27 protein-coding genes and 1 riboswitch are annotated in these 24,674 nt (G+C 64.6%); of the genes, 19 read left to right on the top strand and 8 right to left on the bottom strand.

The window, feature by feature from the left end; genetic code table 11:
- Positions 1–22: 22 nt before the first annotated feature.
- Genes QM615_RS04705 through QM615_RS04685 form a run of 5 tightly spaced genes read left to right on the top strand, consistent with a single transcriptional unit; the run spans position 23 to position 4,282 of the window.
- Entirely contained in the window at positions 23–991 is a 969-nt protein-coding gene (locus QM615_RS04705) for a siderophore ABC transporter substrate-binding protein (RefSeq protein ID WP_283347114.1), read from the top strand.
- A gap of 33 nt (positions 992–1,024) precedes the next feature.
- Positions 1,025–1,993 (top strand): ABC transporter permease, encoded by a 969-nt coding sequence (locus QM615_RS04700; RefSeq protein WP_269594439.1) that lies wholly within the window; start codon positions 1,025–1,027, stop codon positions 1,991–1,993.
- The gene (locus QM615_RS04695; RefSeq protein ID WP_283347113.1) at positions 1,980–2,999 is read left to right on the top strand and encodes an iron chelate uptake ABC transporter family permease subunit; all 1,020 of its coding nucleotides are present in this window, start codon (positions 1,980–1,982) and stop codon (positions 2,997–2,999) included. Before QM615_RS04700 ends, QM615_RS04695 begins: the two co-directional genes overlap by 14 nt.
- On the top strand, positions 2,996–3,754 hold the full coding sequence (locus QM615_RS04690; RefSeq protein WP_283347112.1) for an iron ABC transporter ATP-binding protein: 759 nt from the start codon (positions 2,996–2,998) through the stop codon (positions 3,752–3,754). Before QM615_RS04695 ends, QM615_RS04690 begins: the two co-directional genes overlap by 4 nt.
- Before the next feature lie 27 nt (positions 3,755–3,781).
- Complete coding sequence (locus QM615_RS04685; protein WP_094639167.1) at positions 3,782–4,282, top strand: metallophosphoesterase family protein; 501 nt, start codon at positions 3,782–3,784, stop codon at positions 4,280–4,282.
- Between the two features lie 14 nt (positions 4,283–4,296).
- Here QM615_RS04685 and QM615_RS04680 read toward each other — a convergent pair whose 3' ends face one another.
- A complete protein-coding gene (locus QM615_RS04680; RefSeq protein ID WP_283347111.1) occupies positions 4,297–5,022 on the bottom strand; it encodes an SDR family NAD(P)-dependent oxidoreductase in 726 nt (241 codons plus the stop codon).
- Positions 5,023–5,100: 78 nt separating this feature from the next.
- On the opposite strand from QM615_RS04680, the gene QM615_RS04675 reads away from it, so the two are divergent.
- Positions 5,101–5,940 carry a helix-turn-helix transcriptional regulator gene (locus QM615_RS04675; RefSeq protein WP_283347110.1) on the top strand — a complete coding sequence of 280 codons (840 nt, stop codon included), beginning with the start codon at positions 5,101–5,103 and terminating at the stop codon, positions 5,938–5,940.
- Positions 5,941–6,060: 120 nt separating this feature from the next.
- Positions 6,061–6,990: an SDR family oxidoreductase gene (locus tag QM615_RS04670; RefSeq protein ID WP_283347109.1), complete on the top strand. Its 930-nt coding sequence runs from the start codon at positions 6,061–6,063 to the stop codon at positions 6,988–6,990.
- A 13-nt stretch (positions 6,991–7,003) separates the two neighbouring features.
- Here the strand turns inward: QM615_RS04670 and QM615_RS04665 are convergent, their stop codons facing one another.
- The 3 genes from QM615_RS04665 to QM615_RS04655 all read right to left on the bottom strand — a co-directional run bounded on the left by QM615_RS04665 (position 7,004) and on the right by QM615_RS04655 (position 10,861).
- Positions 7,004–7,957 (bottom strand): methyl-accepting chemotaxis protein, encoded by a 954-nt coding sequence (locus tag QM615_RS04665; RefSeq protein ID WP_283347108.1) that lies wholly within the window; start codon positions 7,955–7,957, stop codon positions 7,004–7,006.
- 168 nt (positions 7,958–8,125) lie between these two features.
- Positions 8,126–10,423, bottom strand: coding sequence for an HNH endonuclease signature motif containing protein (locus tag QM615_RS04660; RefSeq protein WP_188078560.1), 2,298 nt, complete (start codon positions 10,421–10,423; stop codon positions 8,126–8,128).
- Between the two features lie 114 nt (positions 10,424–10,537).
- Positions 10,538–10,861: a winged helix-turn-helix transcriptional regulator gene (locus QM615_RS04655; protein ID WP_262498291.1), complete on the bottom strand. Its 324-nt coding sequence runs from the start codon at positions 10,859–10,861 to the stop codon at positions 10,538–10,540.
- Positions 10,862–10,922: 61 nt separating this feature from the next.
- On the opposite strand from QM615_RS04655, the gene QM615_RS04650 reads away from it, so the two are divergent.
- Positions 10,923–11,681: an SDR family oxidoreductase gene (locus QM615_RS04650; protein WP_149405378.1), complete on the top strand. Its 759-nt coding sequence runs from the start codon at positions 10,923–10,925 to the stop codon at positions 11,679–11,681.
- A 39-nt stretch (positions 11,682–11,720) separates the two neighbouring features.
- On the opposite strand, the gene QM615_RS04645 is transcribed toward QM615_RS04650, so the two are convergent.
- On the bottom strand, positions 11,721–12,275 hold the full coding sequence (locus QM615_RS04645) for a DUF6764 family protein (RefSeq protein ID WP_188078561.1): 555 nt from the start codon (positions 12,273–12,275) through the stop codon (positions 11,721–11,723).
- A gap of 275 nt (positions 12,276–12,550) precedes the next feature.
- Between QM615_RS04645 and QM615_RS04640 the strand changes: the two genes are divergently transcribed.
- Positions 12,551–12,835, top strand: a complete 285-nt coding sequence (locus QM615_RS04640) for a DUF4349 domain-containing protein (protein ID WP_188078562.1) — start codon at positions 12,551–12,553, stop codon at positions 12,833–12,835.
- Positions 12,836–12,939: 104 nt separating this feature from the next.
- On the opposite strand, the gene QM615_RS04635 is transcribed toward QM615_RS04640, so the two are convergent.
- Positions 12,940–13,404, bottom strand: a complete 465-nt coding sequence (locus QM615_RS04635; RefSeq protein ID WP_188078563.1) for a tRNA (cytidine(34)-2'-O)-methyltransferase — start codon at positions 13,402–13,404, stop codon at positions 12,940–12,942.
- 33 nt (positions 13,405–13,437) lie between these two features.
- Between QM615_RS04635 and QM615_RS04630 the strand changes: the two genes are divergently transcribed.
- Genes QM615_RS04630 through QM615_RS04620 form a run of 3 tightly spaced genes read left to right on the top strand, consistent with a single transcriptional unit; the run spans position 13,438 to position 15,289 of the window.
- Positions 13,438–14,046 carry a pentapeptide repeat-containing protein gene (locus tag QM615_RS04630; protein WP_149405381.1) on the top strand — a complete coding sequence of 203 codons (609 nt, stop codon included), beginning with the start codon at positions 13,438–13,440 and terminating at the stop codon, positions 14,044–14,046.
- Positions 14,047–14,102: 56 nt separating this feature from the next.
- Positions 14,103–14,960 carry a bifunctional methylenetetrahydrofolate dehydrogenase/methenyltetrahydrofolate cyclohydrolase gene (locus QM615_RS04625; RefSeq protein ID WP_149405382.1) on the top strand — a complete coding sequence of 286 codons (858 nt, stop codon included), beginning with the start codon at positions 14,103–14,105 and terminating at the stop codon, positions 14,958–14,960.
- Positions 14,961–14,971: 11 nt separating this feature from the next.
- Positions 14,972–15,289 (top strand): DUF3017 domain-containing protein, encoded by a 318-nt coding sequence (locus QM615_RS04620; protein WP_068051743.1) that lies wholly within the window; start codon positions 14,972–14,974, stop codon positions 15,287–15,289.
- Between the two features lie 36 nt (positions 15,290–15,325).
- Here the strand turns inward: QM615_RS04620 and metX are convergent, their stop codons facing one another.
- Positions 15,326–16,474, bottom strand: coding sequence for a homoserine O-acetyltransferase MetX (gene metX, locus QM615_RS04615; RefSeq protein ID WP_410482226.1), 1,149 nt, complete (start codon positions 16,472–16,474; stop codon positions 15,326–15,328).
- On the bottom strand, positions 16,468–17,817 hold the full coding sequence (locus tag QM615_RS04610; protein ID WP_082323496.1) for a bifunctional o-acetylhomoserine/o-acetylserine sulfhydrylase: 1,350 nt from the start codon (positions 17,815–17,817) through the stop codon (positions 16,468–16,470). The genes metX and QM615_RS04610 overlap by 7 nt, the downstream gene beginning before the upstream one ends.
- 172 nt (positions 17,818–17,989) lie before the next feature.
- Positions 17,990–18,112: riboswitch (SAM riboswitch) on the bottom strand.
- A 354-nt stretch (positions 18,113–18,466) separates the two neighbouring features.
- Here QM615_RS04610 and QM615_RS04605 point away from each other — a divergent pair.
- From QM615_RS04605 to yidC, 7 genes are all read left to right on the top strand, one after another.
- Entirely contained in the window at positions 18,467–19,606 is a 1,140-nt protein-coding gene (locus QM615_RS04605; protein WP_068051784.1) for an MFS transporter, read from the top strand.
- 133 nt (positions 19,607–19,739) lie between these two features.
- On the top strand, positions 19,740–20,414 hold the full coding sequence (locus QM615_RS04600; protein ID WP_283347107.1) for a response regulator transcription factor: 675 nt from the start codon (positions 19,740–19,742) through the stop codon (positions 20,412–20,414).
- Positions 20,411–21,385: a HAMP domain-containing sensor histidine kinase gene (locus QM615_RS04595; protein WP_283347106.1), complete on the top strand. Its 975-nt coding sequence runs from the start codon at positions 20,411–20,413 to the stop codon at positions 21,383–21,385. The genes QM615_RS04600 and QM615_RS04595 overlap by 4 nt, the downstream gene beginning before the upstream one ends.
- Before the next feature lie 88 nt (positions 21,386–21,473).
- Positions 21,474–22,904 (top strand): DUF4153 domain-containing protein, encoded by a 1,431-nt coding sequence (locus tag QM615_RS04590; protein ID WP_283347105.1) that lies wholly within the window; start codon positions 21,474–21,476, stop codon positions 22,902–22,904.
- A gap of 40 nt (positions 22,905–22,944) precedes the next feature.
- Positions 22,945–23,229, top strand: a complete 285-nt coding sequence (locus tag QM615_RS04585; RefSeq protein WP_283347104.1) for a DUF6412 domain-containing protein — start codon at positions 22,945–22,947, stop codon at positions 23,227–23,229.
- A gap of 62 nt (positions 23,230–23,291) precedes the next feature.
- Positions 23,292–23,630 carry a DUF6412 domain-containing protein gene (locus QM615_RS04580; protein WP_283347103.1) on the top strand — a complete coding sequence of 113 codons (339 nt, stop codon included), beginning with the start codon at positions 23,292–23,294 and terminating at the stop codon, positions 23,628–23,630.
- A 63-nt stretch (positions 23,631–23,693) separates the two neighbouring features.
- Positions 23,694–24,596 carry a membrane protein insertase YidC gene (gene yidC, locus QM615_RS04575; RefSeq protein ID WP_283347102.1) on the top strand — a complete coding sequence of 301 codons (903 nt, stop codon included), beginning with the start codon at positions 23,694–23,696 and terminating at the stop codon, positions 24,594–24,596.
- Positions 24,597–24,674 lie beyond the last annotated feature (78 nt).

The following is a 24,674-nucleotide window of genomic DNA, read 5'->3' as shown; positions in this document are numbered from 1 at the left end:
AAGTTCCAGTAAAGATCGAGCAATGGAGTACACCGAAGTGAGAACGTTCCGCGCCCCCCGCCTGCTTGTCGCAGCCGCCGCGACCTCGCTGCTCGTGCTCGGTGCGTGCAGCACCGACTCGGCCACAGGTGAGTCGACCGACGCCGCAACCGTCACCATCGAGACGAACAACGGCAGCATGGAGGTTCCCGCGAATCCGGTGCGCGTGGCAGCACTGGACAACACCTCGTTCGAGACGCTTCGGGCGTTCGGTATCGAGCCGGTCGCTCTGCCCAAACCCATCATGCCGTCGACGGGCTTCGAGGAGTGGATCGACAACGATGCCATTCTCGACGTCGGAACTCATCGCGAACCGAACCTCGAAGTGGTCAGCGAAGCAGAACCCGATCTCATCATCGGTGGCTACCGATTTCAGGAGTACACCGACGAGCTCGGCCAGATCGCGCCGACCATCGACATCTCGCCCGACGAGGAGAACTTCGTCGACACTCTGAAGACCCAGACCGAGACACTCGGCGTCATCTTCGACAAGGAGGACCGGGCGGCCGAGATCATCGCGGCCCTCGACGCTGCGGAGGCTCCCGCCGCGGCGCAGACCACCGGGCAGACGGTGTTTCTTGCCAACGTCAACGGCGGCAAGATCGACAACGGTGCAGCGCGCATCGGTCGTCTCCTCGAACCCCTCACATTGACCGACGTATTCGCAGGGCAGGCAGGCGATGTCCATGGTGACTCGGGTCTGGCACCGGAGACCATCGCTCAGGCCAACCCTGATTGGGTGATCGTTCTGGACCGCGACGCCGCAGCGGGTGAGCCCGGTTCGTCCCCCGCCAAGGCCGTCTTCGATGCACAGGAAGCCTTCGCCGACACCACCTTCACCACCGAGGACCAGATCATCTACCTCGATCCGTTCTTCTACACCCGCGAGGGAATCCAGGCGTACACCGAAGCATTCCAATCGATTTCGGACGCGTTCGAGAACGCCGCGTAGGCCCCGGCGAACACCGTTCGACGCATTGCCGACATGACGAACAAGAGACTCCTGCTTGCCGCGATCGTGGTGGTCGTGACGCTGTTGACCGTCGCGTCGCTACTCGTCGGTGGATACGACATCACCGTCGCCTCGATGGTCGACGATCCCGCGGCCAGAAACATGTTCCTGATCTCGCGGGTTCCGCGCACGCTGGCGTTGATCTTCGCAGCCATGGCCATGAGCATCTCAGGGGTGATCATGCAGATGATCACCCAGAACAAGTTCGTCGAGCCCACCACCGCCGGTACGGCGCAGTGGGCCGGCCTCGGCGTTCTGGCCACATTGATCGTGTTGCCCGACGCCCCGCCGATGACCAAGATGCTCATCGCCACGGTGTTCGCTCTGGTCGGCACGCTGCTGTTCGTCGGCGTGCTCCGGCGACTGTCGGTCCGGACGACGTTGGTGGTGCCGCTCGTCGGCATCATGCTCGGGGCCGTCGTCGGGGCCGTCACCACGTTCCTCGCCGGGACTTTCGATCTGCTGCAGGCGATGTCGGCCTGGCGGTCCGGAGGGTTCAGTGGCATCGTGCGCGGGTTCTACGAACCGATGTGGGCGGTGATCGTCATTGCGGTGCTGGCATACCTGCTGGCGCATCGCTTCACAGTTGCCGGGCTCGGTAAGGAGCTCGCGACCAACGTCGGTATCAGGTACGAGCAGATCGTTCTGGTCGGAGTCGCCATGGTTGCCGTGGCGACCGGCGTCACCACGGTCGTCGTCGGGTTCATTCCGTTTCTCGGACTCATCGTGCCCAACCTGGTGTCGATGATGCTCGGCGACGACGTTCGCAAGAACCTCCCCTGGGTGGCGCTCGTCGGCGCCGGTCTGCTGCTGGCATGCGATCTCGTCGGTCGAACAGTTGTGGCACCCATGGAAATTCCCGCATCGGTCGTTCTCGGAGTTCTGGGGGCAGTCGTGTTCGTCGTTCTGATCGTGAGGCAGCGCCGGTATGTCAGTGCTTAGTTCCCGAGTGGCCCCGCGCATCGCCGGCCCGGTTCTGGACGGACCCAAGGCCTCGCGCTTCACTCCGAGGATGCGGTTGGCGGTGCTCTCGGTGATCGTGGCGATCGCCATCGTGTGCTTTCTGTTCCTGTTCGTGCGCGGATCGTTCGCATTCGCGTTCCCTCGGCGGCTGAACATGGTGGGAGCCATGGCCGTTGCGGCGTTCACGCACGGCCTCGGCACGGTGGTCTTTCATACCGTCACCGACAACCGCATTCTGACACCGTCCATCATCGGGTTCGATTCGCTCTACACGCTGATGCAGACACTGATGGTGTTCGTCTTCGGCGGCACCGTCATCGCCGACACCGAAGGGATCCCGAAGCTGTTGGCACAGACGGCATTGATGGTGGCACTGGCCACCGTGCTGTACGGCTGGCTGTTCTCCGGAAAGCTCGGCAGCCTGTTCCTGATGCTGCTGGTCGGCGTCGTGCTCGGGTTGGCGTTCGACAGTATCTCGACGTTTCTGCAACGCCTGCTCTCACCCACCGAATACGACATGCTCTCGGTCGAGCTGTTCGGCCGACTGAGCGCGGTGAAGGGGGACTACCTGCCGTTGGCGTTCGGGGTGTGCCTGTTCGCCGGAATCGTGCTGTGGAAGCGACGACACCACCTGGACGCACTGCTGCTCGGGCGGGAGGCAGCCATGGGGATCGGGGTGTCGTACAAGCGCGAACTGACGTCGATGCTGATGTTGATCGCTCTACTGGTGGCGTTCTCGACGGCGCTCGTGGGACCGATGACGTTCTTCGGTTTCATCGTGGCGACGCTGGCCTACCAGGTCACCGGCAGCTACAAGCACATCTACGTCCTCCCGATGGTGTTCCTGCTGGGCTTCCTGACGTTGTTGCTCGGGCAGTTCGTCATGCAGCACATCTTCTACGCCGGCGGATTCCTCACTGTCATCATCGAATTCGCCGGTGGCATCCTGTTCTTGATCATGATTCTTCGTAGGGGCACGCTGTGATCGACTTTCGTGATGTGACCAAGTCCTATCAGGACGTGGTCGTCCTCGGTCCTGTCACCGGTGCCATTGCCGAAGGCGGGATCACCTCGCTCGTCGGGCCGAACGGTGCAGGAAAATCCACCTTGTTGACGATCATCGGGCGATTGCTCGATCCGACCTCGGGCACGATCACCGTGGGCGGGATGGATGTTCGCGTCACGAAGTCTCGGGAACTCGCCAAGCACCTGTCGATCCTGCGTCAAGAGAACCACATCACCGCGCGGTTGACGGTCCGTGAGCTGGTCGGGTTCGGCCGGTTCCCGCACTCGAAGGGCAAGCTCGGTCCCGAGGACGAGGCGCACGTCGACGACGCCTTGGAATTCTTGAACCTGAAGGCCCTCGAAGGGCGATTTCTGGATCAACTCTCCGGTGGGCAGCGGCAACGAGCGTTCGTGGCGATGGTGCTGGCTCAGGATACCGAATATCTTCTGCTCGACGAGCCTCTGAACAATCTCGATCTCAAGCATTCGGTGTTGATGATGAGGCAATTACGTCGTGCTGCAGACGAACTGGGCAAGACGATCGTGCTCGTAGTGCACGACATCAACTTCGCAGCTGCCTACTCCGACAGCATCGTCGCGATGCGCGACGGCGGCATCGTGAACACGGGTACCGCCGAGGAGATGATGCAGGACGACGTGCTGACCGAGGTGTTCGATACCCCCGTTCGCGTCCACGTCGTCGAGGGGCACCGCACTGCGGTCTATGTGCGGTAGTGGATCGGCGACGTGCACAATCGAGTGGTGAAGTTGCTGCTGATTGCCGACACTCATCTCCCGAAGCGCGCCCGCGATCTCCCCGCCGAGGTGTGGTCGGCTGTGGACGACGCCGATGTGGTGATCCATGCAGGCGACTGGGTGAACCTGGCTGCGTTCGAGCAACTCTCACAGCGGTCGCGTCGACTGGTTGCGTGCTGGGGCAACAACGACGGCGAAGAGTTGCGGGCTCTGATGCCCGAACGCGCCGACGTCGTGCTCGGCGGAGTCCGATTCAGCGTGGTGCACGAGACCGGTGCCGCGACGGGACGTGAACGACGAATGGCTGCGGCGTACCCGGAGACGGACGTGCTCGTGTTCGGCCACAGTCACATACCGTGGGACACGTTCGCGGACAACGGCCTACGGCTGCTCAACCCGGGATCGCCGACGGATCGGCGTCGGCAACCGTTCTGTACGTACATGACGGCCACGGCCGAAGGTGGTGCGCTGACGGATGTGGAGCTGCACCGCATCGCCCCTCGATAGAGGCGTCGACGTATTCACATTCCGCCGGCCACCCTGATGACGGTTCCGGTCGCGTATCTCGCATCCTCGGACAACAACCACGACACCGCACCGGCGATCTCGTCCGGCACGCCGGGGCGACCGAGGGGAATGCTCGACGCCATCTTCTGTGGCCGATCTCGATCTCGGTGGAAGTCGGTCTCGATGATCCCGGGTGCCACTGCGTTGACGCGGATGTTCTGCGCAGCAACTTCTTTCGACAGTCCGACCGTCAGTGCATCGACGGCGGCCTTGGCTGCCGCGTAGTGGACGTACATGCCCGGACTGCCCAGTGTCGCGGCGGCGGAGGAGATGTTGACGATAGAGCCACCTGATTCGGCCATCGCCGCGATCGCGGACTTGCAGCAGGTGAGTACCCCGACCAGGTTGACGTCGAGATCCGCTCTGATGGTCTCGATGTCGTTGTCCACCAACGCCCCCACGGCGCGCGCCGAACCGGCGTTGTTCACCAGACCGGTGACGGTGCCCATCTCGGCGGCTGCGGTGAACAGATCGATCACCGCCTGCTCGTCGGTGGTATCGGCTTGCACGGCAATCACCGTTCGGCCGTCGGTCGACAATTCGGCGGCCAACGCTTCCGCGGCAGTGGCGTCGGAGCGATAGCCGATCACCACATCGTGCCCGTCGGCCACCAGCCGCCTGGACACCGCCGCGCCGATTCCGCGACTACCGCCGGTGACGACGGTCAAGGGAGCATTCATCTCTCGACAATAACCATCGCGCAGCAGGCACAATGCACTGCAGACGCGATGCGCACGCACGGGAAAGAAGGAACCGACGTGATCGATCGACCGGAATTGGCAGCGTTTCTCCGGCAGCGACGGCAGTCGTTGCAGCCGGAGGACGTCGGTCTGCCACGGGGTCAGCGCAGACGCACGCAAGGCCTTCGCCGTGAGGAGGTCGCAGAGCTGTGCCACATGTCGACCGACTATTACGCACGACTCGAACGGGCCAGCGGACCTGCCCCGTCGACTCAGATGATCGCCTCCATCGCCCAGGGATTGCATCTGTCGCTCGGCGAGCGTGATCACGTGTTCCGGCTCGCCGGGCACAATCCTCCCGTGCGCGGGTCGTCGAGCGACCACATCAGCCCAGGACTATTGCGCATTCTGGATCGACTGAACGACACGCCCGCCGAGATCGTGTCCGAACTCGGAGAGACGCTCCGTCAGACGCCGCTGGGTGCGGCACTGACCGGCGATGCCTCGCAGCGCACCGGCCCCGAGCGAAGTCTGGGGTATCGCTGGTTCACCGACCCCGAGGCCCGGCAGTCGTATCCGCCCGAGGAGCGTGCCGCGCTGTCTCGGGTGTACGCGTCGGGTCTGCGCGAAATCGTCACTCTTCGCGGACCCGAATCGACAGCTGCGCAGCTGTCCACAGAGCTACTCGAGGTCAGCGAGGAATTTCGAACCCTGTGGGCGAAACGCGAAGTGGGGGTTCGCCCGCCCGATTTCAAGCGATTTCTGCACCCGACGGTCGGCCTGCTGGAGCTGAACTGTCAGACCCTTCTGGACCCCGAGCAAGCGCATCGTCTGCTGGTGTACACGGCAGTCCCCGGCAGTGAAAGCTACGCCAAGTTGGAGCTGCTCGCGGTGGTGGGAACCCAGGTTCTGTCCTGACGTGATCCACGGGCTCGGCCGTATCAGTGGATCGGGAAGTCCTGGATGAGCTCGGAGTGATCGTCGAACATGGGTTCTGCAGATCGAATCCGCAGATCGACACCAGCACAGGAGCTTGTCATGGGCCGCGAAACACACACCTCACTTCCCGATCTGACGGGGAAGATTGCCGTCGTCACGGGAGCAAGCGACGGGATCGGAACGGTCATCGCCACGCAACTCGCCCGCTCCGGAGCCGAGGTCGTCATGCCGGTCCGCTCCGCCGCCAAGGGGGAGCGTGCTGCGAAGTCGATCCGGACTGCAGTACCCGGCGCACAGATCAGCACCCGCACGTTGGATCTGTCGTCACTGAACTCGGTGGCAGCGTTGGCGAGCGAACTCGTCTCGGAAGGCCGGTCGATCGACATTCTCGTCAACAACGCCGGCGTCATGCAGCCGCCCGAGCGTCAGGTCACCCGGGATGGGTTCGAGCTGCAGTTCGGTACCAATCACCTCGGCCATTTCGCGCTCACCCTCGGTCTGCTGCCGCTGCTGCGGAAGGGTGGTGCGCGGGTCACCCATCAGACGAGCATCGCGGCGCGATCGGCGACCATCAATTGGGACGACCTCAATTGGGACCGTTCCTACGACGTCATGAAGGCCTACAGCCAATCCAAGCTCGCGGTGGCTCTGTTCGCACGTGAACTCGAGGTTCGTAGTAGGGCAGGCGGCTGGGGAATCACCAGCAATATCGCTCACCCGGGGATTTCGCCGACCAATCTGCTTGCGGCACAACCGGGATTGGGGCGACCGAAGGATTCTGCCGGCCGACGATTGATCGGCGTTCTTGCCCGCCTCGGCATTGCCGGCACTGTGGACAGCGCAGCGCAGCCGGGATTGGTTGCGGCCGCTGGTAGCGACGCAGGTGGGGATCAGTTCTTCGGCCCCAAGCGAGTCATCGGCGGGCCACCGACCGAGGTCGGCATGTGGAAGCCGATGCGCAGGATGGACGATGCGCGTCGCCTCTGGGACGCCTCGGAACACCTGACCGGCGTGCGGCTCTCGTCCTGAAAGTTCTCGGTCGTCACCGAGGGGTCGGCGAGGGCTCCCGGGCATGGTCGACCAAGTCGTGCACCAGCCCGATGATGACGTCCATCTGAGCGATGACTTCGACGCGCAATCGGTCCTGCTGGTCCTCCGGCATATCCGGAGTATCCGGCCGGTCGAGTGACATCAGTAGATCGATGTTGGTGCGTAATGCTGTCAGCGGCTCCATCAGTTCCGCGCCGGCATCGATGATCAGCTGGCCCTGCCGCGCTCGTGAACGAGACAGGGAGGCCAGCATTTCATTGAAACTGTTGGCAAGTGATGCCAGTTCGTCGTCCCCGTTGACGTCGATGGGCTCGAAAGCTCCCGTGCGGGCAACACGTTCGGTACCGGCCCGCAGTCGCCTGACCGGGCGGAGTCCGGTGCGTGCCACGGCCGCGCCAGCGACACCTGCCAGTGCGACGAGAAACGCCCCGACGAGTACGAGAGCCAGCGTGAGTTTGCCGAGTAGCGGTGACGCCGCGCTGAGCGATTCGGCCACCAGGATCGTTTCGCCTGTGTCGGTGCGCTTGGCCGAAATGTAGTAGCCCCGCGCCTCGCGCAGGGACTGATCGGTGTCGCCGTCGATGACCGATCTTTCCGCGGCGTCCAGCACGCCGTCGGAATTGGTGAACGGCTCGGAGCCGTTCGTCGACGTCACCAATGCGCCGTCAGTCGTCGCGAAGGCGACCTTCACCGCGGTGCCCTCGGTGTCTCCGATGGCGAAGCCGAGCAGATTGGCCGGAACCCCCGTTGCCGCGCTGGCAATAATGGCGTCGCTGTTGCGTTCCACGCGGTCCGCGATCTGTGAGCGGAGGGCCTGCTCCGCGACGAGATAGATCGCGAGAGCACTCACTGCGACCGCCAGGGCTGCCACGCTCATCGTCAACACTCGGATGCGGCCGTGCAACGTCAGTGCTCTGGGGCGAGCGGTTGCACGTGAATTGCTCATTTCTCGAGTATGCCGGTCGATCAGCGAGGGCCACTCTGCAGGCCGCGTGGGCCGACGTCGACGTTCGGCAACGGTCGGGTCCGAGCGGGTTCGTGCAGCGGGGTTCGGCTTCCCGACCCTGGTGCACGCGCGGCATGGGTTCGCCGTACTTCCGTGAAACTCCGATCTTCAGAAGGGCGGGGTGTCGGTGTCGGTGTCTTCGGCTGGGGGTTCTGTTTCGGGGACGTGGTTGTCGGGTGGGTTGGGGTAGGCGATGTGGCTGGATCGTTTCGGTGTGGTGGGGATGTGTGGTCTGAGGTCGTTGCCGAGGATGGGTACGGATGTTGCGTTGGTGGGCAGGGTGATTCGGGTGGTCTTGGATGTCGATGTCCAGAGGATGGCTCCGCCGGGGAGCATGACGGCTGTCCAGTAGCCGGCGGTTTTGACGGAGTGGTGGTAGTCGCAGAGGCATTGGAGGTTGTTGACGGTGGTCCAGCCGCCGCCGCGTGGGTTGGCGTGGTCGGAGGCCACGATGTGGTCGAGTTGGCAGCGTGCGGCGGGTCGGTGGCAGCCGGGGAAGCGGCAGTGTTTGTCGCGTAGTCGGACGGCTGCGGTGGTGAGGGCGTCGGGTCGGTAGATCAGGGCGCGGTCGGTGAACGGGTCGCGTGGGACGGATGTGCCGAGGGTGGGGTCGGCGGCGATGGCGGCTTCGAGTGCTGCGGCGAGGGACGCACTGCCGAGGTAGAGGCCTGAGGACGTGCGGTGTGCGGGTGTGTGGCCTGTGGGGGTCGTCGGGTTGTTCAGCCGGATTGCCGAGCGCAGGTCGAGTGCTCTCGTGTTGCGGGCAGGATGTCTGATGTCGTCCAGGTCGAGGGCAGAGCTGTGCCGTGTGCCCCGGCCGATGGGGGTGTGGGTGCAGAACAGGGCTGCAGCGGAGGTCAGCGATTGCGGGCGACGCTGGTTGTCGCGGCTGTCAGCTGTGTGTGGGGATGTGTCAGCGCTCGGACTCGATGGTCCGTCCTCCATTGCTGGTGAAGTTTCATCCGTCGGTGCCGCCGTTGCGGTGTCGGACCGTTCGTGTTGTGTTGCAGCTGAACGTGTATCGGACGCAACGTTGGGTGCCGTCTCCGCAATCGGCGCAGGTACTTGTGCTGCATCGGAGCCACGGCCGGGATTTGTCCCCGGGCCGGAGGCCGAGTCCGTTGCTGTCGCCGGTGCTGGCGCAGTGGCCGTTGCCGTCACGCTTGTCGGCGAGGGCGAGGTGGTCGTTGCCGTCACGCTTGTCGGCGAAGAAGCTGGGGTGGGTGATGGTGCGGTGGTTGATTCGGTGGCGGGGTCATTGCTTGCGGCGGATTCGTTCGCCGGTTCCGTTTCCGGTGCAGTGGTCGCATCGGTATCGGTGGAAGTGCCGCATCCGGTCTCGGAGTCCGTTGCCGATGCTGTGTCTGTGCGAGTCTCGGTCCTGCTTGCTGCCGATGCCGTTGATGCTGCCGGGTCGGTGTTCGTCGGCGGATCCGTATCTTCTTCTGTTTCCGGCGTGGGGTTTTTCGGTGTTCGTTCCCATTCCCCGGTGTCTGGGTTCTGTACAGCGAGCCCGAGTTTCTCGGCGAGGGTCACTGCTTCGGTGAGCAGGATCTGCCAGTGACTGTTGCGTGCCAATTCTCGTGCGAGGTCGGGGTCGATGGAACCGTGCCCGGCCAGATAGGCCGGGTTGGCGAGTAGCCCGATGAGGGTGGCGATGTCGACGGTGATCATCGTGAGCGGCACCCGCCGATCCGGCAATGTCGCCTCGGTTTTGGGGCAGTCGGTGCGTTGGCACAGGCATGCCAGTCGGGGTTCGCCGTGCATGCGGGCCATGAATGCATCGCACAGGCGTTCTTTCTTCCCGCGCGGGTCTTTCGGGCAGAGGGTGTCGGCCATCTCTTCGAGGAGTTGCCATGCGGCGGCGGCTTCGGGGGCGGTCAGCTCGGCTCGGATGCGGGCGAGTTCGCCGGCGGGGCTGTAGGTGACGGTGCGGAATTTCTTCGCGAACTCCCGCAACGCTGCCGCTTCCTCGGGTGCGACGCGCAGCAGGATGTCCCAGATCGCCTGTTCGAGCGGGCCCGGGGACGATCTCCGCGCCGCTTCGACGATCTCGGCTTCGACGCGGGTGACGATGTCGTCGGAGAGATTGTCGAGGATCCGGCATACCGTCCGTACGCGGGGAAGGTCTATCTCGCCGGTCTCGAATGCTGCCCGTAGCAGCGGCATCCGGGTGTGCAGGGCAACGCCGACGGACACATACGCTTCGGCGACGGTCGCGGAGCAGCCCAACGCCACTGACATTTCGGTGCGTCCGTATCGGCTGTAGTGCTTGTGTTTGGTGTCGCGGGTGATCCAGTCGCAGTGCACGCGATAGCAGGCGGTGATCTTGCGGGCCGCCTGCCGATTCTCCTCACGCGCGGCAGCGGTCAACGCCTCCAGTGACACCGTCGGTACTGCACCCAATTTTTTCACCCCCCCCGGTGAGCAACATTTCAGAACGTGCGTTCGAACTGAAAGCAGACTATCTCGACCCACCGACAAGAACGGAAAGGCGCTTCAGGGGACTGGCTTGGCTGGTCAGGGGCGGTGATCTGCCGAGTCGGTGCCCTCGTTCCATCGTTGCGCCCATTGCCAGAGTGGTTCGAGTGCCGGCCCCAACTCATCACCGAGTTCTGTGAGGCAATAGGAGCCGTCCGAGTCCTTGATCAATACTCGCGCGTCGACGAGGGTGCGCAGTCGCGTGGCCAGCACGCTGGACGAGATGTCGTCGGTGCGTCGTCTGAGTTCGAGGAAGCCGAGCGGGCCGCTCCGCAGCTCCCAGAGGATGCGTAAGTTCCATCGCTGTCCCAGGAGATCGAGCACGGCCATCATCGATTGTCGGGGTGCGTTTGCCATTTCCATCGCGCTCGATCATAGTAGTTCGAAAATCGAAGTAGTTCGAAAATCGAAGCGGAGGGTGTCGATGGAGCATCGTGCGTCAGGGAAATCTGTGTTGATCACCGGTGCGTCCCGAGGTATCGGAGCGGAAACGGCGGTGCAACTGGGTGCCCAAGGGGCTGCGGTTGCGGTGAACTTTCGCGAGAAGAAGCGCAGAGCCGATGCTGTTGTGCACTCGATCGAAGAAGGTGGAGGGCGCGCTCTCGCCGTCGGTGCCGACGTCACCGACCCCGAAGCAGTCGAAGCGATGCTGAACGTTGTCGAAGCCGAATTCGGCACAATCGACGTTCTGGTTCTCAATGCGTCTGGTGGGCTCGAGCTCGGTGCAGATCCTGGCTACGCCATGAGCATCAATCGCGACGCGCAAGTGACGGTGGCGCGATCGGTCGCCGGCCGAATGAAACCCGGCTCACGAATCGTCTTCCTCACCAGTCATCAGGCGCATTTTCACGGCAGGAGGCCCGTTCCCGTCGAGTACGAGCCTATCGCTGTGAGCAAGCGAGCAGGAGAGGACGCCTTGCGCGACATGATTCCCGAAATGAATTCTCGGGGAATCGACTTGGTCGTCGTGTCCGGTGGCATGATCGAGGGCACCATCGTGGTGACACTGCTGGAGCGACGAAACCCCGATGCGGTCGCCGCCCGCGCCGCGCACGGTGCGCTCCCGACCGTTGCCGAGTTCGCTGCAGCTGTGGCGGCGGCAGTTGTCACGCCGATCGAGAAGTCCGGTCACACCGTGTATGTAGGAGGAGCCGATTACCTCGACGAGTTCGTGTCGGGGTAATCGGCTCCGTAGACCGGATTTGTGCCTGCAACCGGGCGATCAGCTACCGAGGACGCAGAACTGGCCGCTGGTGAGGTTCAGTGCCAGTGACAAGGGGCCGACGCAATCGACGCCCTGAGCCTCGGAGGTAGCGCCGGATCCCCACCCGGCGACAGCGAGAGTCGTCTGTCCGGCGTCTGCCCACGAGTGAGCGATTCCGCCGCCGAGTGCCAGTGAGTACGCCGTCCCTGCATTCTTGCTCGCTCCGAGGGCGACGCCGTATCCGTTGGCGTAGGTGGTCGTCGAGCCCGGGCCGTCGTTGACGCTGACTGCGGTGCCGCTGTCGGCAGCACCTGCGGTGGCCCGTCCGGTTCCGTTCGAGGTTGCTCCGCAGCTCGCGGTGTCGTCGACCTGGATGTCGTTGGCCGAGGGCGGAGACACGCAGTTGACGGGGGCTGCCGACGCAGTGGCCGTGCCCGACAGGGCTGCAACCGTCAATCCCGAGCCCATGGCGAATATTGCTGCGGTGCGGGCAATTCGACTACCGAACCGACTGGACGTGCGCGCGGAGGAGGAGTTGGAGGACGAGAGACGGGGGAGGGAAACAGAGAACAAAAGAAAGCTCCTTCACGAGCGAAACGGGCCGGTGCGGCACACGGTACCCCGCCCTGCGAGTCCATGGCAGCAAGCCGGTGAGGTTTGTGTAACGGTGCCGCTGGCGTCCGGGGATGAATCGTCGTAGAAGTCCGGTTCCCCGCACCCTGACTGCAGCGGTCGCGGTACCCGGATGCGCGTTCGTGTTGCTGTTGTGCTCCGCTTCCGATCCATCGAATGTGCCTCCACCACTTGACTGTTCGACTTCTCTGGCAGGGCCGGCGCTCGCGCACGAGATGGCAGTCGACTCCGCCCGGCAGCGGGCCCCGGCGCCGATCGAATGCAAGGAAATCGTTACCGGACGGCTCTCGCTGATCGCCGACGATCCGACCGCGGCCGCGTCGAATACTGCCGAACTCATCGAGGTGGAATCGGCGCAGTCGAGCCGACAGGGCGAACTCGACAGGTCGGTGTCACAGAAGAACTACCTCGCGTACCGGATCGATTTGTCGACGCTCACAATCAGTTTCACCTCCGAGGCCGAAGATGCTGGCCGTCTACGTCGATGGTCGAAGACCTGAACTCACGATCCGACGCGACCACGGTCTCGCCCGCGCCCAACGCACCTTCGGTCAGAGCGCGCTCCGACAGCTAGGGCGTTCGAGCGCGGTCGAACGCCAACCCGTCAGACGCTGCCTTCGTATCCGTGCTGGCGCCATGCCTCGTACATCGTCACTGCTGCCGCGTTCGCCAGGTTCAACGATCGGCGGCCGGGAATCATCGGGATTCGCAGCCGATCGGTCACGTGCGGGTCGTCCAGAACGTCGTCGGGCAATCCAGTGGGTTCCGGTCCGAACAGGAGGACGTCACCGGGTTCGTATGCGACGTCGGCGTAGGACCGGGCCGCGTGGGCGGTGTAGGCGAACACGCGAGTCGGTGCCAGCGCGGCCCACGCCGAGGGAAGGTCATCGTGCACCGTCACCGACGCCAGGTCGTGGTAGTCCAAGCCTGCCCGCTTGAGCTTCGGCTCGGACATGTCGAAGCCGAGCGGACCCACCAGGTGCAGTTCGCAGCCGGTGCCGGCGACCAGGCGAATCGCGTTGCCGGTGTTCTGTGGGATGCGGGGCTCGAAGAACATGAGTCGAAACACCCGGTTCACTCTGCCATCTCGAGCCCGGGAAGTATGGGGCAGGTGGACGACGAACAGACGATCGGTGAGGACTTTTCCGACACGCGACTGGACGGGCAGGAGTGGACCGGTAGGCAGTTCGTTCGGTGCACCTTTGGCGATGCGGACATGAGCGGCGTCCGAACCGACTCGGTGGTGTTCACCGAATGCGACTTCACCGGCACGGACCTTACCGAATCGATTCACACGAACTCCGCATTTCGATCGTGCACTTTCACTCGGACCAATTTGCAGCACAGTACTTTTCGTCATTCGACTCTGATGGGATCGATGTTCGTCGACAGTCGCATGCGTCCCGCGACGTACGACGAGGTCGACTTCACCCTCGCGTCATTGGGTAGGGCCGACCTTCGTGGTCTCGATCTGACGGGGTGCCGAATGCGGGAGGCCAACCTGGTATCCGCAGACTTCCGCAAGGCCACGGTGCGCTCGGTCGATTTCACCGGTGCCCGCACCGTCGACGCGAAGTTCGACGAGGCAGATCTGCGCGGAGCCGTCGTCGACGCATCTCTGTGGGTCAGCGCGAGCGTGCGTAATACGAAGATCGAGCTGATGCAGGCCGTTTCATATGCAGGAGCGCACGGGCTCGTAGTCGAGGGCTGACGGCGGTGATCGGACCGGTGCGCCGCTGCTGACGCAGAACCTGGAACAATGACCGGGTGACTGCAACGATTCTCGATGGCAAAGCGACCCGTGACGAGATATTCGTCGATCTCACCGCCCGCGTGGCAACGCTGCGTGACAAGGGCATCACCCCAGGTCTGGCGACCGTGTTGGTGGGCGACGATCCGGGTTCGGCTGCGTACGTCCGGGGCAAGCACAACGACTGCGCCAAGGTAGGCATCACGTCGATTCGTCGCGACCTACCCGCGGACATCACCCAGGCAGATCTCGAGGCCGTCATCGACGAACTCAATGCCAACCCCGAATGCACCGGCTACATCGTCCAATTGCCGTTGCCGAAGCATCTCGACGAGAACGCTGCGCTCGAGCGAATCGATCCGGACAAGGACGCCGACGGTCTGCACCCGATCAACCTCGGCCGTCTGGTGCTGGGCAAGGACGCCGCACTGCCGTGCACACCTCGCGGGATCGTGCATCTGCTGCGCCGCTACGACGTTGCTCTCGACGGCGCGCACGCGGTGGTCATCGGCCGCGGTGTGACGGTCGGGCGACCCATCGGACTGCTGCTCACGAGGCGTTCGGAGAACTCGACAGTTACTTTGTGCCACACCGGAACTCGTGATCTGGCCGCCGAGGTCTCACGTGCGGACATCGTCATCGCCGCTGCCGGAGTGCCCGGATTGATCACTGCGGACATGGTCAAGCCTGGTGCTGCTGTGCTCGATGTCGGGGTGACCCGCACCGAGGACGGATTGCGCGGCGATGTCGCCGACGGTGTCGCGGAGGTGGCAGGGTTCCTCTCGCCCAACCCCGGCGGTGTCGGTCCGCTGACGCGGGCCTTTCTGCTCACCAATGTCGTCGAGCGCGCCGAACGCGTCGCCGCCGAGAGCTGAGCGGACCCGACGTGAACGATGCAGAGGACGAGCGAAGCGAGCCCGATCCGGGATTTCGTGCGGCAGTCGCGCGCAACCTACCGATCGTCGCAGTCTCGGTCGTCGTCCTCGCCGCGCTGATCCTGGTGCTGGCCGATCGCTGGCGGCGCGGCGCGTTCATCTTCGGATGCGCAGCGCTGCTGGCGGCCGTCCTGCGGCTGTGTCTGCCCGAAACACGTGTCGGCACACTGCAAGTGCGCAGTCGCGTGTTCGATGTGTTGGCGCTGGGTGGCGTCGGCGGAGCCATTGTCTTTCTGTCGCTGTCGATCGATCCGCTGGGAACCGACTGACCTCGGCGCTCGAGCACCCGGTGAACGAGTGCGGAGTCAGCGCCGACCGAGGCGGGCCAGCTCCATCGTCTCGGCGAGCAGTTTGGCCACCGAATCGGCCTCGGTGAGGAAGCCGTCGTGTCCGTCGCGCGACTGGATCACTTCGAGTCCGCGGCACTGGGGGAGTTCGCGAGCGATCTCCTTCTGCAGTCGAAGCGGATACAGGCGGTCGGAGTCGACTCCGCCGACGATGGTCGGGACAGATGTGGACGCGAGAGCGTCGGCCACTCCGCCGCGGCCACGGCCTACGTCGTGTCGGTTCATCGCTTCGCTGAGCAGGACATACGTCGCCGCGTCGAACCGGTTGACGAGCTTGGCAGCCTGATGCTCTAGGTAGCTCTGCGCGGAGTACCTGCCACCGGCCCACGGGTCTTCGTCGTTCTGCGGTGAGTTTCCGAACCTGATGTCGAGTTCGCTCTCGGTCCGGTACGTCAGATGCGCGATGCGCCGCGCGATGCCGAGTCCGGCCGACGGTGAGGTGCCGGTGTCGTGATAGTTGCCGCCGAGCCATCCCGGATCGGCTTTGATCGCGGCGATCTGTGTTGTCTGGGTGCCGATCTGGTCGGCAGTCGCCCTGGCACCGACCGCGAGGACCAACGCCGCCGCCACTCGGTCGGGATGTCCCACGATCCATTCCAGGGTGCGCATACCGCCCATCGAGCCGCCGACGACAGCAGCGAACCGCTCGATTCCGAGGACGTCGGCCACGGCCGCCTCGGCAGCGACCTGGTCGCGGATGGAGATGTCCGGGAAACGAGAGCCGTAGGGGGTGCCGTCGGGCGAGACGCTGCTCGGGCCCGTGGTGCCGCCGCAGCCGCCGAGCACGTTGGTTGCCACGACGCACCACTCGTCGGTGTCGATGGGGCAGCCGGGACCGACCATTCCGTTCCACCACCCGGATAGAGCGTGATCGTCGTCCGGCGGACCGGACACGTGCGAGTCCCCGGTGAGGGCGTGTTCGACGAGCACGACGTTGCTGCGGTCGGTGGCGAGTTCACCCCACCGCTGCACCGCGACGGTCACCTGGGGGATTCGCTCGCCGTTCTCGAGATCGAGACCACCGATGTCGATGGTGCCCAACCGCCCGTCCGGAGACGGAAGAACCGCCTCCGGACGAACGCCTGTGTCGCAGCTGTTGCTCAAGATGCCGCCGCGCTGAATCCGACCTCGAGATCGGCGATGATGTCGTCGATCCCCTCGATGCCCACGGCGAGACGGACCAGGCCGGGAGTGACGCCCGATGCCAGTTGCTCCTCCGGAGTCAGCTGGGAATGCGTGGTGGATGCGGGGTGGATGACGAGTGAGCGCACGTCTCCGATGTTAGCGACGTGGCTGTGCAGAGTGAGAGCGTTGACGAACTTCTTGCCCGCGTCCACACCGCCCTTCAGCTCGAACGCGATGATCGCGCCCTGCCCCTTCGGCAACAATTCCTGCCCACGCTGGTACCACGGCGACGATTCGAGTCCGGCGTAGTTGATCGAGACGACGTCGTCGCGACCGGCGAGGAAGGCAGCGACCTTCTGCGCATTCGCCACATGCCGCTCGATCCGAAGGCTCAACGTCTCCAGACCCTGACTGATGAGGAAGGCGTTGAACGGCGAGACTGCAGCACCGATGTCACGCAGCAGCTGGACGCGTGCCTTCAATGCGAACGCGGGCGCGCCCAGATCGGCGAACACGACGCCGTGGTAGCTCGGATCCGCGGTGGTGAAGTTGGGATGACGGCCCTGCGTCCAATCGAACGTGCCACCGTCGACGATGACGCCCGCGATTGCTGTTCCGTGTCCGCCGAGGTACTTCGTCGCCGAGTGAACCACGATGTCGGCACCGTGCTTCAACGGCTGCAGCAGGTACGGCGTCGCCACGGTGTTGTCCACGATCAGCGGGATGCCGTTCTCGTGGGCCACTGCCGAAATCCCCGGGATATCGAGGATGTCGTTCTTGGGGTTCGAGATCGACTCGCCGTAGAACGCCTTGGTCGACGGAGTGATCGCGGCACGCCACTGCTCGAGGTCGTCGGGATCGTCGACGAACGAGACGGTGATACCCAGCTTGGGGAGCGTGTAGTGGAACAGGTTGTACGTGCCGCCGTAGAGCCGCGGACTCGACACGATGTGGTCGCCCGCCTCGGCGAGGTTGAGAATCGCGAACGTCTCGGCGGCCTGCCCCGACGCGAGGAGCAATGCCGCGACGCCACCTTCGAGGGCCGCGATGCGCTGCTCGACGACATCCTGTGTCGGGTTGATGATCCGGGTGTAGATGTTGCCGGGCTCGGCCAGACCGAACAAGGCGGCGGCGTGATCGGTGTTGTCGAACGTGTACGAGGTGGTCTGGTAGATGGGCAACGCACGGGCCCTGGTGGTGCCGTCCGGTGTCTGACCCGAATGGATCTGCTTGGTCTCGAAGCTCCAGTCGGCTGCGGGGTCGGTGAACGGATCCTCGGTGGGTGCTCCGGTGGCGTCGACGACGTCTGGGGTGGAATCGGTCATGGCTGGTGATACTCCGTTTTATTGAGACGAGTCTGTCTGAGACGAATCGAATGTCGAATGATGCTCGAGAAGTCGAGCGCTACGGGGCGTATCGGTACAGCAACACATGGAAGAACCTCCTGACAGGCTTCGGCCCCTGGGGACCGAAGGTTCAGTGGGTCCGCTTCCTGCGGACCCGCGCTTGTCGAAACGGCACTCGCGTGCCGTATCGGCCTGGTCGTTCACCCGGGGCACCCCACCGCGGTTGGAGGGTTGCCGGCCAGCAAGCCGGGGCTCGATGCTGGCACTCATGACCTGGCGATCATCGTAGCGGGTAACGGCACCCCATCGGAACGAGGGCACGGCATCCAATCGGGTCGAGCTCGAGCAGATGTTCGGGTGAGGACAATCACCGTGCATCCACGCGAAACAATCTGCCGTCGGGAAGACAATTGACGGGAGCGACGTTGCCTTCTGGGTCGGACCCGGTGGGTCCCCGACCGCAGGCTCGATTTCCGGCCGCTTCCTCTGCCCCCGATTTGCACACGAAGGTTGTACTGCTGTGACTGTCACCGATTCCGCTCTTGCCCGAGTCAGCGCTGTGCGCGGCAAGGTGTCGAGTGGCCTGAGTGTCAGTCACCGACCGCACTCAACCCGCCGCAAGCTCGCGATGCTGGCACTGTCCATCGGCGGCTTCGGAATCGGCACCACGGAGTTCGCGTCGATGGGTCTGTTGCCGGACATCGCCACGACGATGGGGATCTCCGAGCCCTCGGCCGGCCACATGATCTCCGCGTATGCGCTCGGCGTCGTGGTCGGTGCGCCGACCATCGCAGCCCTGGCTGCTCGCGTTCCCCGGCGGATGTTGCTACTGGCGCTGATGGTGGCCTTCACCCTCGGCAACCTCGGCACGGTGTTCGCGCCCAGCTTCAACGAACTCGTCGCCTCGCGCTTCGTCGCCGGCCTGCCGCACGGTGCGTACTTCGGTGTCGCGGCCCTGGTGGCTGCTCACCTCGCCGAACCGGGCAAGCGAGCCAAGGCCGTCGCGATGGTGATGATGGGACTCTCCGTCGCGAACGTCGTCGGCGTCCCGGTGGCGACCTGGATCGGGCAGGCGTTGGGATGGCGCAGTGCATTCACGCTCGTTGCTGTCATCGGTGCCCTCACCGTCGCCGCGCTAGTCCTCTGGATGCCACGACTCGACGCGATGCCGACCACCAGCCCCATCACCGAGCTGGGCGCACTGCGGCGCAGCCAGGTGTGGATGACCCTGTTCGTGGGCATCGTCGGATTCGGCGGCATGTTCGCGGTCTACACCTACATCGCGTCGACTCTGACCGACGTCGCCGGTCTCGCCCGCGCACTCGTTCCGGTCGCCCTGATGATCTACGGACTCGGAATGGTCGTCGGAAACTACGCCGGCGGCTGGCTCGCCGACAGGTACCAGCTCAAGGGCACCTTCGTCGGTTTGGCCGCTACTGCGGTAACTCTTGCGGTGTTCGTCGTGGCCGCACACAATCCGATCACCGCACTCCTGCTGGTGTTCCTCATCGGCGCGTCCGGCTCTTCTGTGGTCCCCGGTCTGCAGACGAGGTTGATGGACGTGGCAGAGGACGCTCAGACGCTCGCCGCGTCGCTCAACCATGCCGCGTTCAACCTGGCCAACGCCATCGGAGCGGCAGTCGGGGGTGCCGTGATCGCCGCTGGATTCGGGTACACGGCACCCGCCGCCGTCGGCTCGGGCCTGGCGGTGGCCGGTCTCGGGGTACTGGCCACTGCCATGTGGATGGACAAGCGTTCCGCCGCGTAGGAGCGCCCAGGATCAACCGGTGATCGTTGCCGGCGTTCCACCGAGGGCGATGTGAAACGCCTGGCTCAACCTTCACCGAACCTCCACATTTCCCGACGGGCTCCTCCACGTGCGCCCTCTAGGGTCAGTTCTCATGAGCCGCACAGTTCTCGTCGTCGACGACGAGCCCACGATCTCCGACGCCGTTGCCGCTCGGCTGCGCGGCGAAGGGTACGAGGTCGTCACTGCCGCCGACGGTCCGGCTGCCGTCGACGCGTGCGCCAGGATCGATCCGGACGTGGTGGTGCTCGATCTGATGCTGCCCGGGTTCGACGGGCTCGAGGTGTGCCGCCGTATCCAGGCGTCCCGCCCGGTCCCGGTGTTGATGTTGACGGCCAAGTCCGACGAGACGGACATGCTCGTCGGCCTGGGCGTCGGCGCGGACGACTACCTGGGTAAGCCGTTCAGTATGCGCGAGTTGGTCGCTCGCGTGCACGCCCTGGTTCGGCGTGCCGAGCGAACGGTGGCAGCCGAACCGCAGGCGGTTCGAGTCGGTGACGTGCAGATCGATCACCGGGAACGGCGGGTGACCACTTCCTCCGGTGACATCCACTTGACCAGAACGGAATTCGACATCCTCGCCTATCTGGCGGCTCGGCCGCGTACTGCGGTCTCGCGGGAGACTCTACTGTCGGAGCTCTGGGGCTGGGACGATTCCGCCAGCAGCAGGACGGTCGATTCTCACGTGAAAGCGTTGCGTCGCAAACTCGGTGGCGATCTCATCCGCACCGTGCACGGCGTCGGCTATGCCGTGGAGTCGCCGCGATGACGCGCATGCTGCCGCGTCCGTTGGATCCGTTGCGGTCGTTCAAGCTCAAGGTTTCGCTCGTCGTCGGTATCGTGCTGGTGCTCGCGAGCGTCGTCTTCTGGATCGGGGCGGGCTGGCAATTTCGCTACACCCTCCTCGCAGCTCTCGTCGTGTCCTTGGCCGTGACACAGTTCGTCGCCCACGGGATGACGTCGCCGCTGCGCGAGATGACCTCGGCCGCCAAAGCGATGGCGCGAGGGGACTATTCGACACGAGTGCGAGCCACGTCGAGGGACGAGGTGGGTGAGCTCGCCACGGCGTTCAACACCATGGCGAGTGATCTGGAAGCTGCCGAGAAGTACCGCCGCGAACTGATCGGCAACGTCTCGCACGAGTTGAAGACGCCCATCGCTGCGCTGCGTGCCGTGCTCGAGAACATGGTCGACGGGGTGACCGACGCGAATCCCGCAACGCTGTCGGTGGCGCTGCGTCAAACCGAACGACTCGGAGATCTGGTCAGCGAACTGCTCGACCTGTCTCGGGTGGAGGGCGGTGTGCTCACCATTGCCCCGGAGGAGTTCGCGGTGCAGCAGTTCCTCGAGGATGCGACATCCGTTCACCGAGAACGAGTGTCGATCGTCGTCTCGCCCGGAGATTCGACCGTCGTGGCCGACCGATCTCGCATGACACAGGTGATCACCAACCTCGTCGACAACGCCGTGCGGCATTCCCCCCATTCGAGCACTGTGACGCTGCGGGCTCACCGAATCGGCGGAGCCTATGCATTCGACGTCGTAGACCAGGGGCCGGGCATCGCCCTCGCCGATCGTCATGCGGTGTTCGACCGATTCACCCGCGGCGGATCCACCGACGGCGGAACAGGTCTCGGCCTCGGCATCGCCCGCTGGGCCACCGAGCTGCACGGCGGAACCATCGAAGTTCTCGACACCGAATTCGGCTGCCACATCAGAGTGGCCATCCCCGAGCACTGACTTTCCCGATCCACCCGAACCGCGACTGCTCGTCTCCGGACTGCAGCCGCCGACCTTCCATGCCCGAAACACACAAGAAGGAAGTGTTATGAGCACTATCGACATTCCGATTCAGCCGAGATCGAAGCACGGGCGCTCTGTCTGGGGGCCGCGCACCTGGCCGGTGCTGCGGTATTCGCAGCCCCCTCGCGCGGCACTCCTCGGGTCGGCTCTCGCCGGACTGGTCGGTGCAGTGACGTTGATGGACAACACGTTCGGTGTGCTGGTCACTGCCGTGGCCTTCGTCGTCGTCGTGCTCGCAGCCCGCCGCGGCAGGCTCTCGCGGTGGGAATGGGGCGGCGTGGCAGGTGCGCTGGCCTTGGCGAGCGTGTCTGCACTGCGCGCAGCGGAGTGGATCGTGACGATGTCGACGACGCTGGCCATCGTGGTCGCAGTGGTGGTGCTCTCCCGCGCCTGGACGTGGACGGGAATTACACTCGGCGGTCTCCTGCCGGTGTTGCTGCCGGTGCGAGTTGCTCGGTGGATCCGACGCGGAGCCGGTTCGATCGACCTGGAGGGGCCGCGGCCGGTGCGGGCCGGCATGGTCGCCGCTGTCACGATCGCACTCGTCGTCGTGTTCGCAGCGTTGTTCGGTGCGGCCGACAAGCGCTTCTCGGACGCACTGGGCGCGGTGACGCCCGAGTTCGATGCCGCGTCCATCGTCGGACGCATTCTCGTCTTCGTGCTCACTGCAGCAGGTGCGCTCGCGGTCTGCTACGTCGCGCTGCATCCGCCTCGATTCGATCGCCTCGCTCCGTCGCCGCGTCGAACAGTGCAGTTGTGGGAGTGGATGATTCCGCTCGGGGCGGTGGTGGCGTTGTTCGTCGTGTTCGTCGGGTTCCAGGTTCCGACGCTGTTCGGCGGGCAGGGGCATGTGGCGACCACGGAGGGACTGACCAATGCCGAGTACGCCCGGCAGGGCTTCTGGCAATTGCTGGCAGTGACGGTACTGACACTGTTCGTCATTGCGGTGACGGTCGCGAAGGCTCGGCGAAAAGACCGGGGAGATCGAATCGCATTGCGGGCGTTGCTCGGAGCGCTGTGCCTGCTGTCGTTGGTGATCGTTGCGTCGGCGCTGCATCGAATGTCCCTGTACGAGCAGCAGTACGGCTACACCACCCTCAGGTTGTTCGTCACGGCCGTCGAGTGGTGGCTGGGATCGGTGTTCGTACTGCTTCTGATCTCGGGCGCGCGGATGTCGGGGCGCTGGCTACCGAGAGCCGTGGGCGTCGGTGCGGTTCTGACCGTGCTCACGCTGGCGGCTCTGAATCCGGATGCGTACATCGCACGGCACAACGTCGATCGCTTCGAGCAGACCGGACGCATCGATACGTCCTACGTCGGTGGGTTGTCGTCCGACGCCGACGCGGAGCTCGAGCGACTGCCCGACTACGTTCGTCCCTGCGTGCAAGCCCGAGGTCCGGTGTTCGTCGGGGATACCTGGCACCTGTGCACGGACCCTGCGGTATCTGTACCCTGAGCAACGACTCGGGTTCGGTGGCATACCAGGGAGGTGCGGGATGAGATACCAGCGCATGGTCGTCACCTCGCTGCTCCTCGTGACGCTGTACCTGACGATGCCGAACGCAACCGCAGACGTGGCCCTGATCCTCGTCGCGGCGCTGGCAGCGCTGATGCTGCTCGCACACCGTGTCGATGTTCCGGCACTGCTGCGCCTGCTGCCGAACGTCGGCCCCGCCGCAGAGGAACGACACCTTCGAGGCTCTTTCCGGCGTCAACATCGCCCGGATGCTCCGGGCCGCCCACAGCCACGAGCACCCGGTGCACTGGTGGGGGCACTGTAGCTCGACAGTTCCCCCACGCCTTCGCAATCCGTTGTCCGCGAGGCTGTCCCAAGGAACCGAAGATGCTCGATTCTCGAACCCTCCACCTGGCGATGCGACGTTACGCCGGGACACTGGTCGGCGTCCTTGCCGTCCTGCTCGTCGTCTTCGCCGTCGTCGACGCACAACCCGCCGCACAGATAGCGATGTTCGGTGCGTTGGTCGCGGCGTCCCTGGTCGTCCTCGGTGCGCCGTGCGACCTCGCCGTGATCGCACCGCTGTCGTCGTGCGCCGCAGGCGCGGACGGTCGGCGGCTTCGTGGATCGTTCCGCAGGCAACAGCAACCCGATGCGCCCGGTCGCCCCATGCCCAGAGCACCCGGTTCGGTCCACGGACCGGACCGGTGGCTCCAGTTCTCCTGAGCCACTGCGAGATCCGGTCGAGACGCCAACCGACCGACTTCTCTCACAGTGAGGTGCTCCACCATGCTCGATGTCGTCTACTATCCCGTCTCCGCGGTGCTGTGGTTCTGGCACAAAGTCTTCGGGGCTGTGCTCGGCCCCGACAACGGCTTCGCCTGGGCCTTGGCGGTGATATTCCTGGTTTTCACGCTGCGCGCGCTGCTGATCAAGCCGTTCGTCAGTCAGATTCGTTCGCAGCTAGCCATGAAAAGGCTCCAACCACAGCTCGAGGCCGTACGGAAGAAGTACTCCGGGGACCGTGCTCGACAGGCAACCGAGATGCGGAAACTGCAGCAGGAACACGGTTTCAACCCCTTGCTGGGGTGCCTGCCCCTGCTGGCGCAGGCCCCGGTTTTCATCGGTCTGCTGCACGTGCTGCGCTCGTTCAACCGAACCGGCACCGGATTCGGCCATCTCGGCATGACGGCGCAGGAGAATGCGAACACCGCGAACTACGTGTTCAATGCCGCCGATGTGCAGTCCTTTCTCCACGCGCGACTGTTCGGTGCGCCGATCTCGGCTGCCATGAACAGCTCGCGTGAGGTACTGGAGGCATTCGGCCCGTTCGGGGGAGTGCCGTCGGTGTTGAGCATCGCGCTCGTCGCGGTCCCGTTGATGATCGTCGCTGCGGTGGCCACGCATCTGAACTCGCGGGCGTCCGTTGCTCGGCAGGACGCAGCGGCGCTGGCAAACCCGCAGACCGCCATCATGAACAAACTCGTGCTCTGGGTGTTCCCGGCAGGCGTGCTCGTCGGTGGGCCGGTACTTCCTGTCGCGGTGTTGTTGTACTGGGGCAGCAACAACATCTGGACCTACGCCCAGCAACACCTCGTCTACCGACGCATCGATCGAGAACCGATCACCTCGCCGGAGGTGACATCGGCGGTCACCGCCCCGAAACCCGGGGCCAAGCCGAGGCGTCCTTAGCAATCTCGCCGGAGGTGCCGCCGGCAGAAGGCGACCTGCCGACTGTCGGTGGGCTCCGCTACCGTCGTCGGCGTGCCG

Origin of the sequence: Rhodococcus sp. IEGM 1341, from assembly GCF_030056895.1 — a bacterium.
Lineage (GTDB): Bacteria > Actinomycetota > Actinomycetes > Mycobacteriales > Mycobacteriaceae > Rhodococcoides.
Note: the sequence above shows the minus strand (reverse complement) of the source record. Positions and strands in the feature narration are given on the sequence as shown.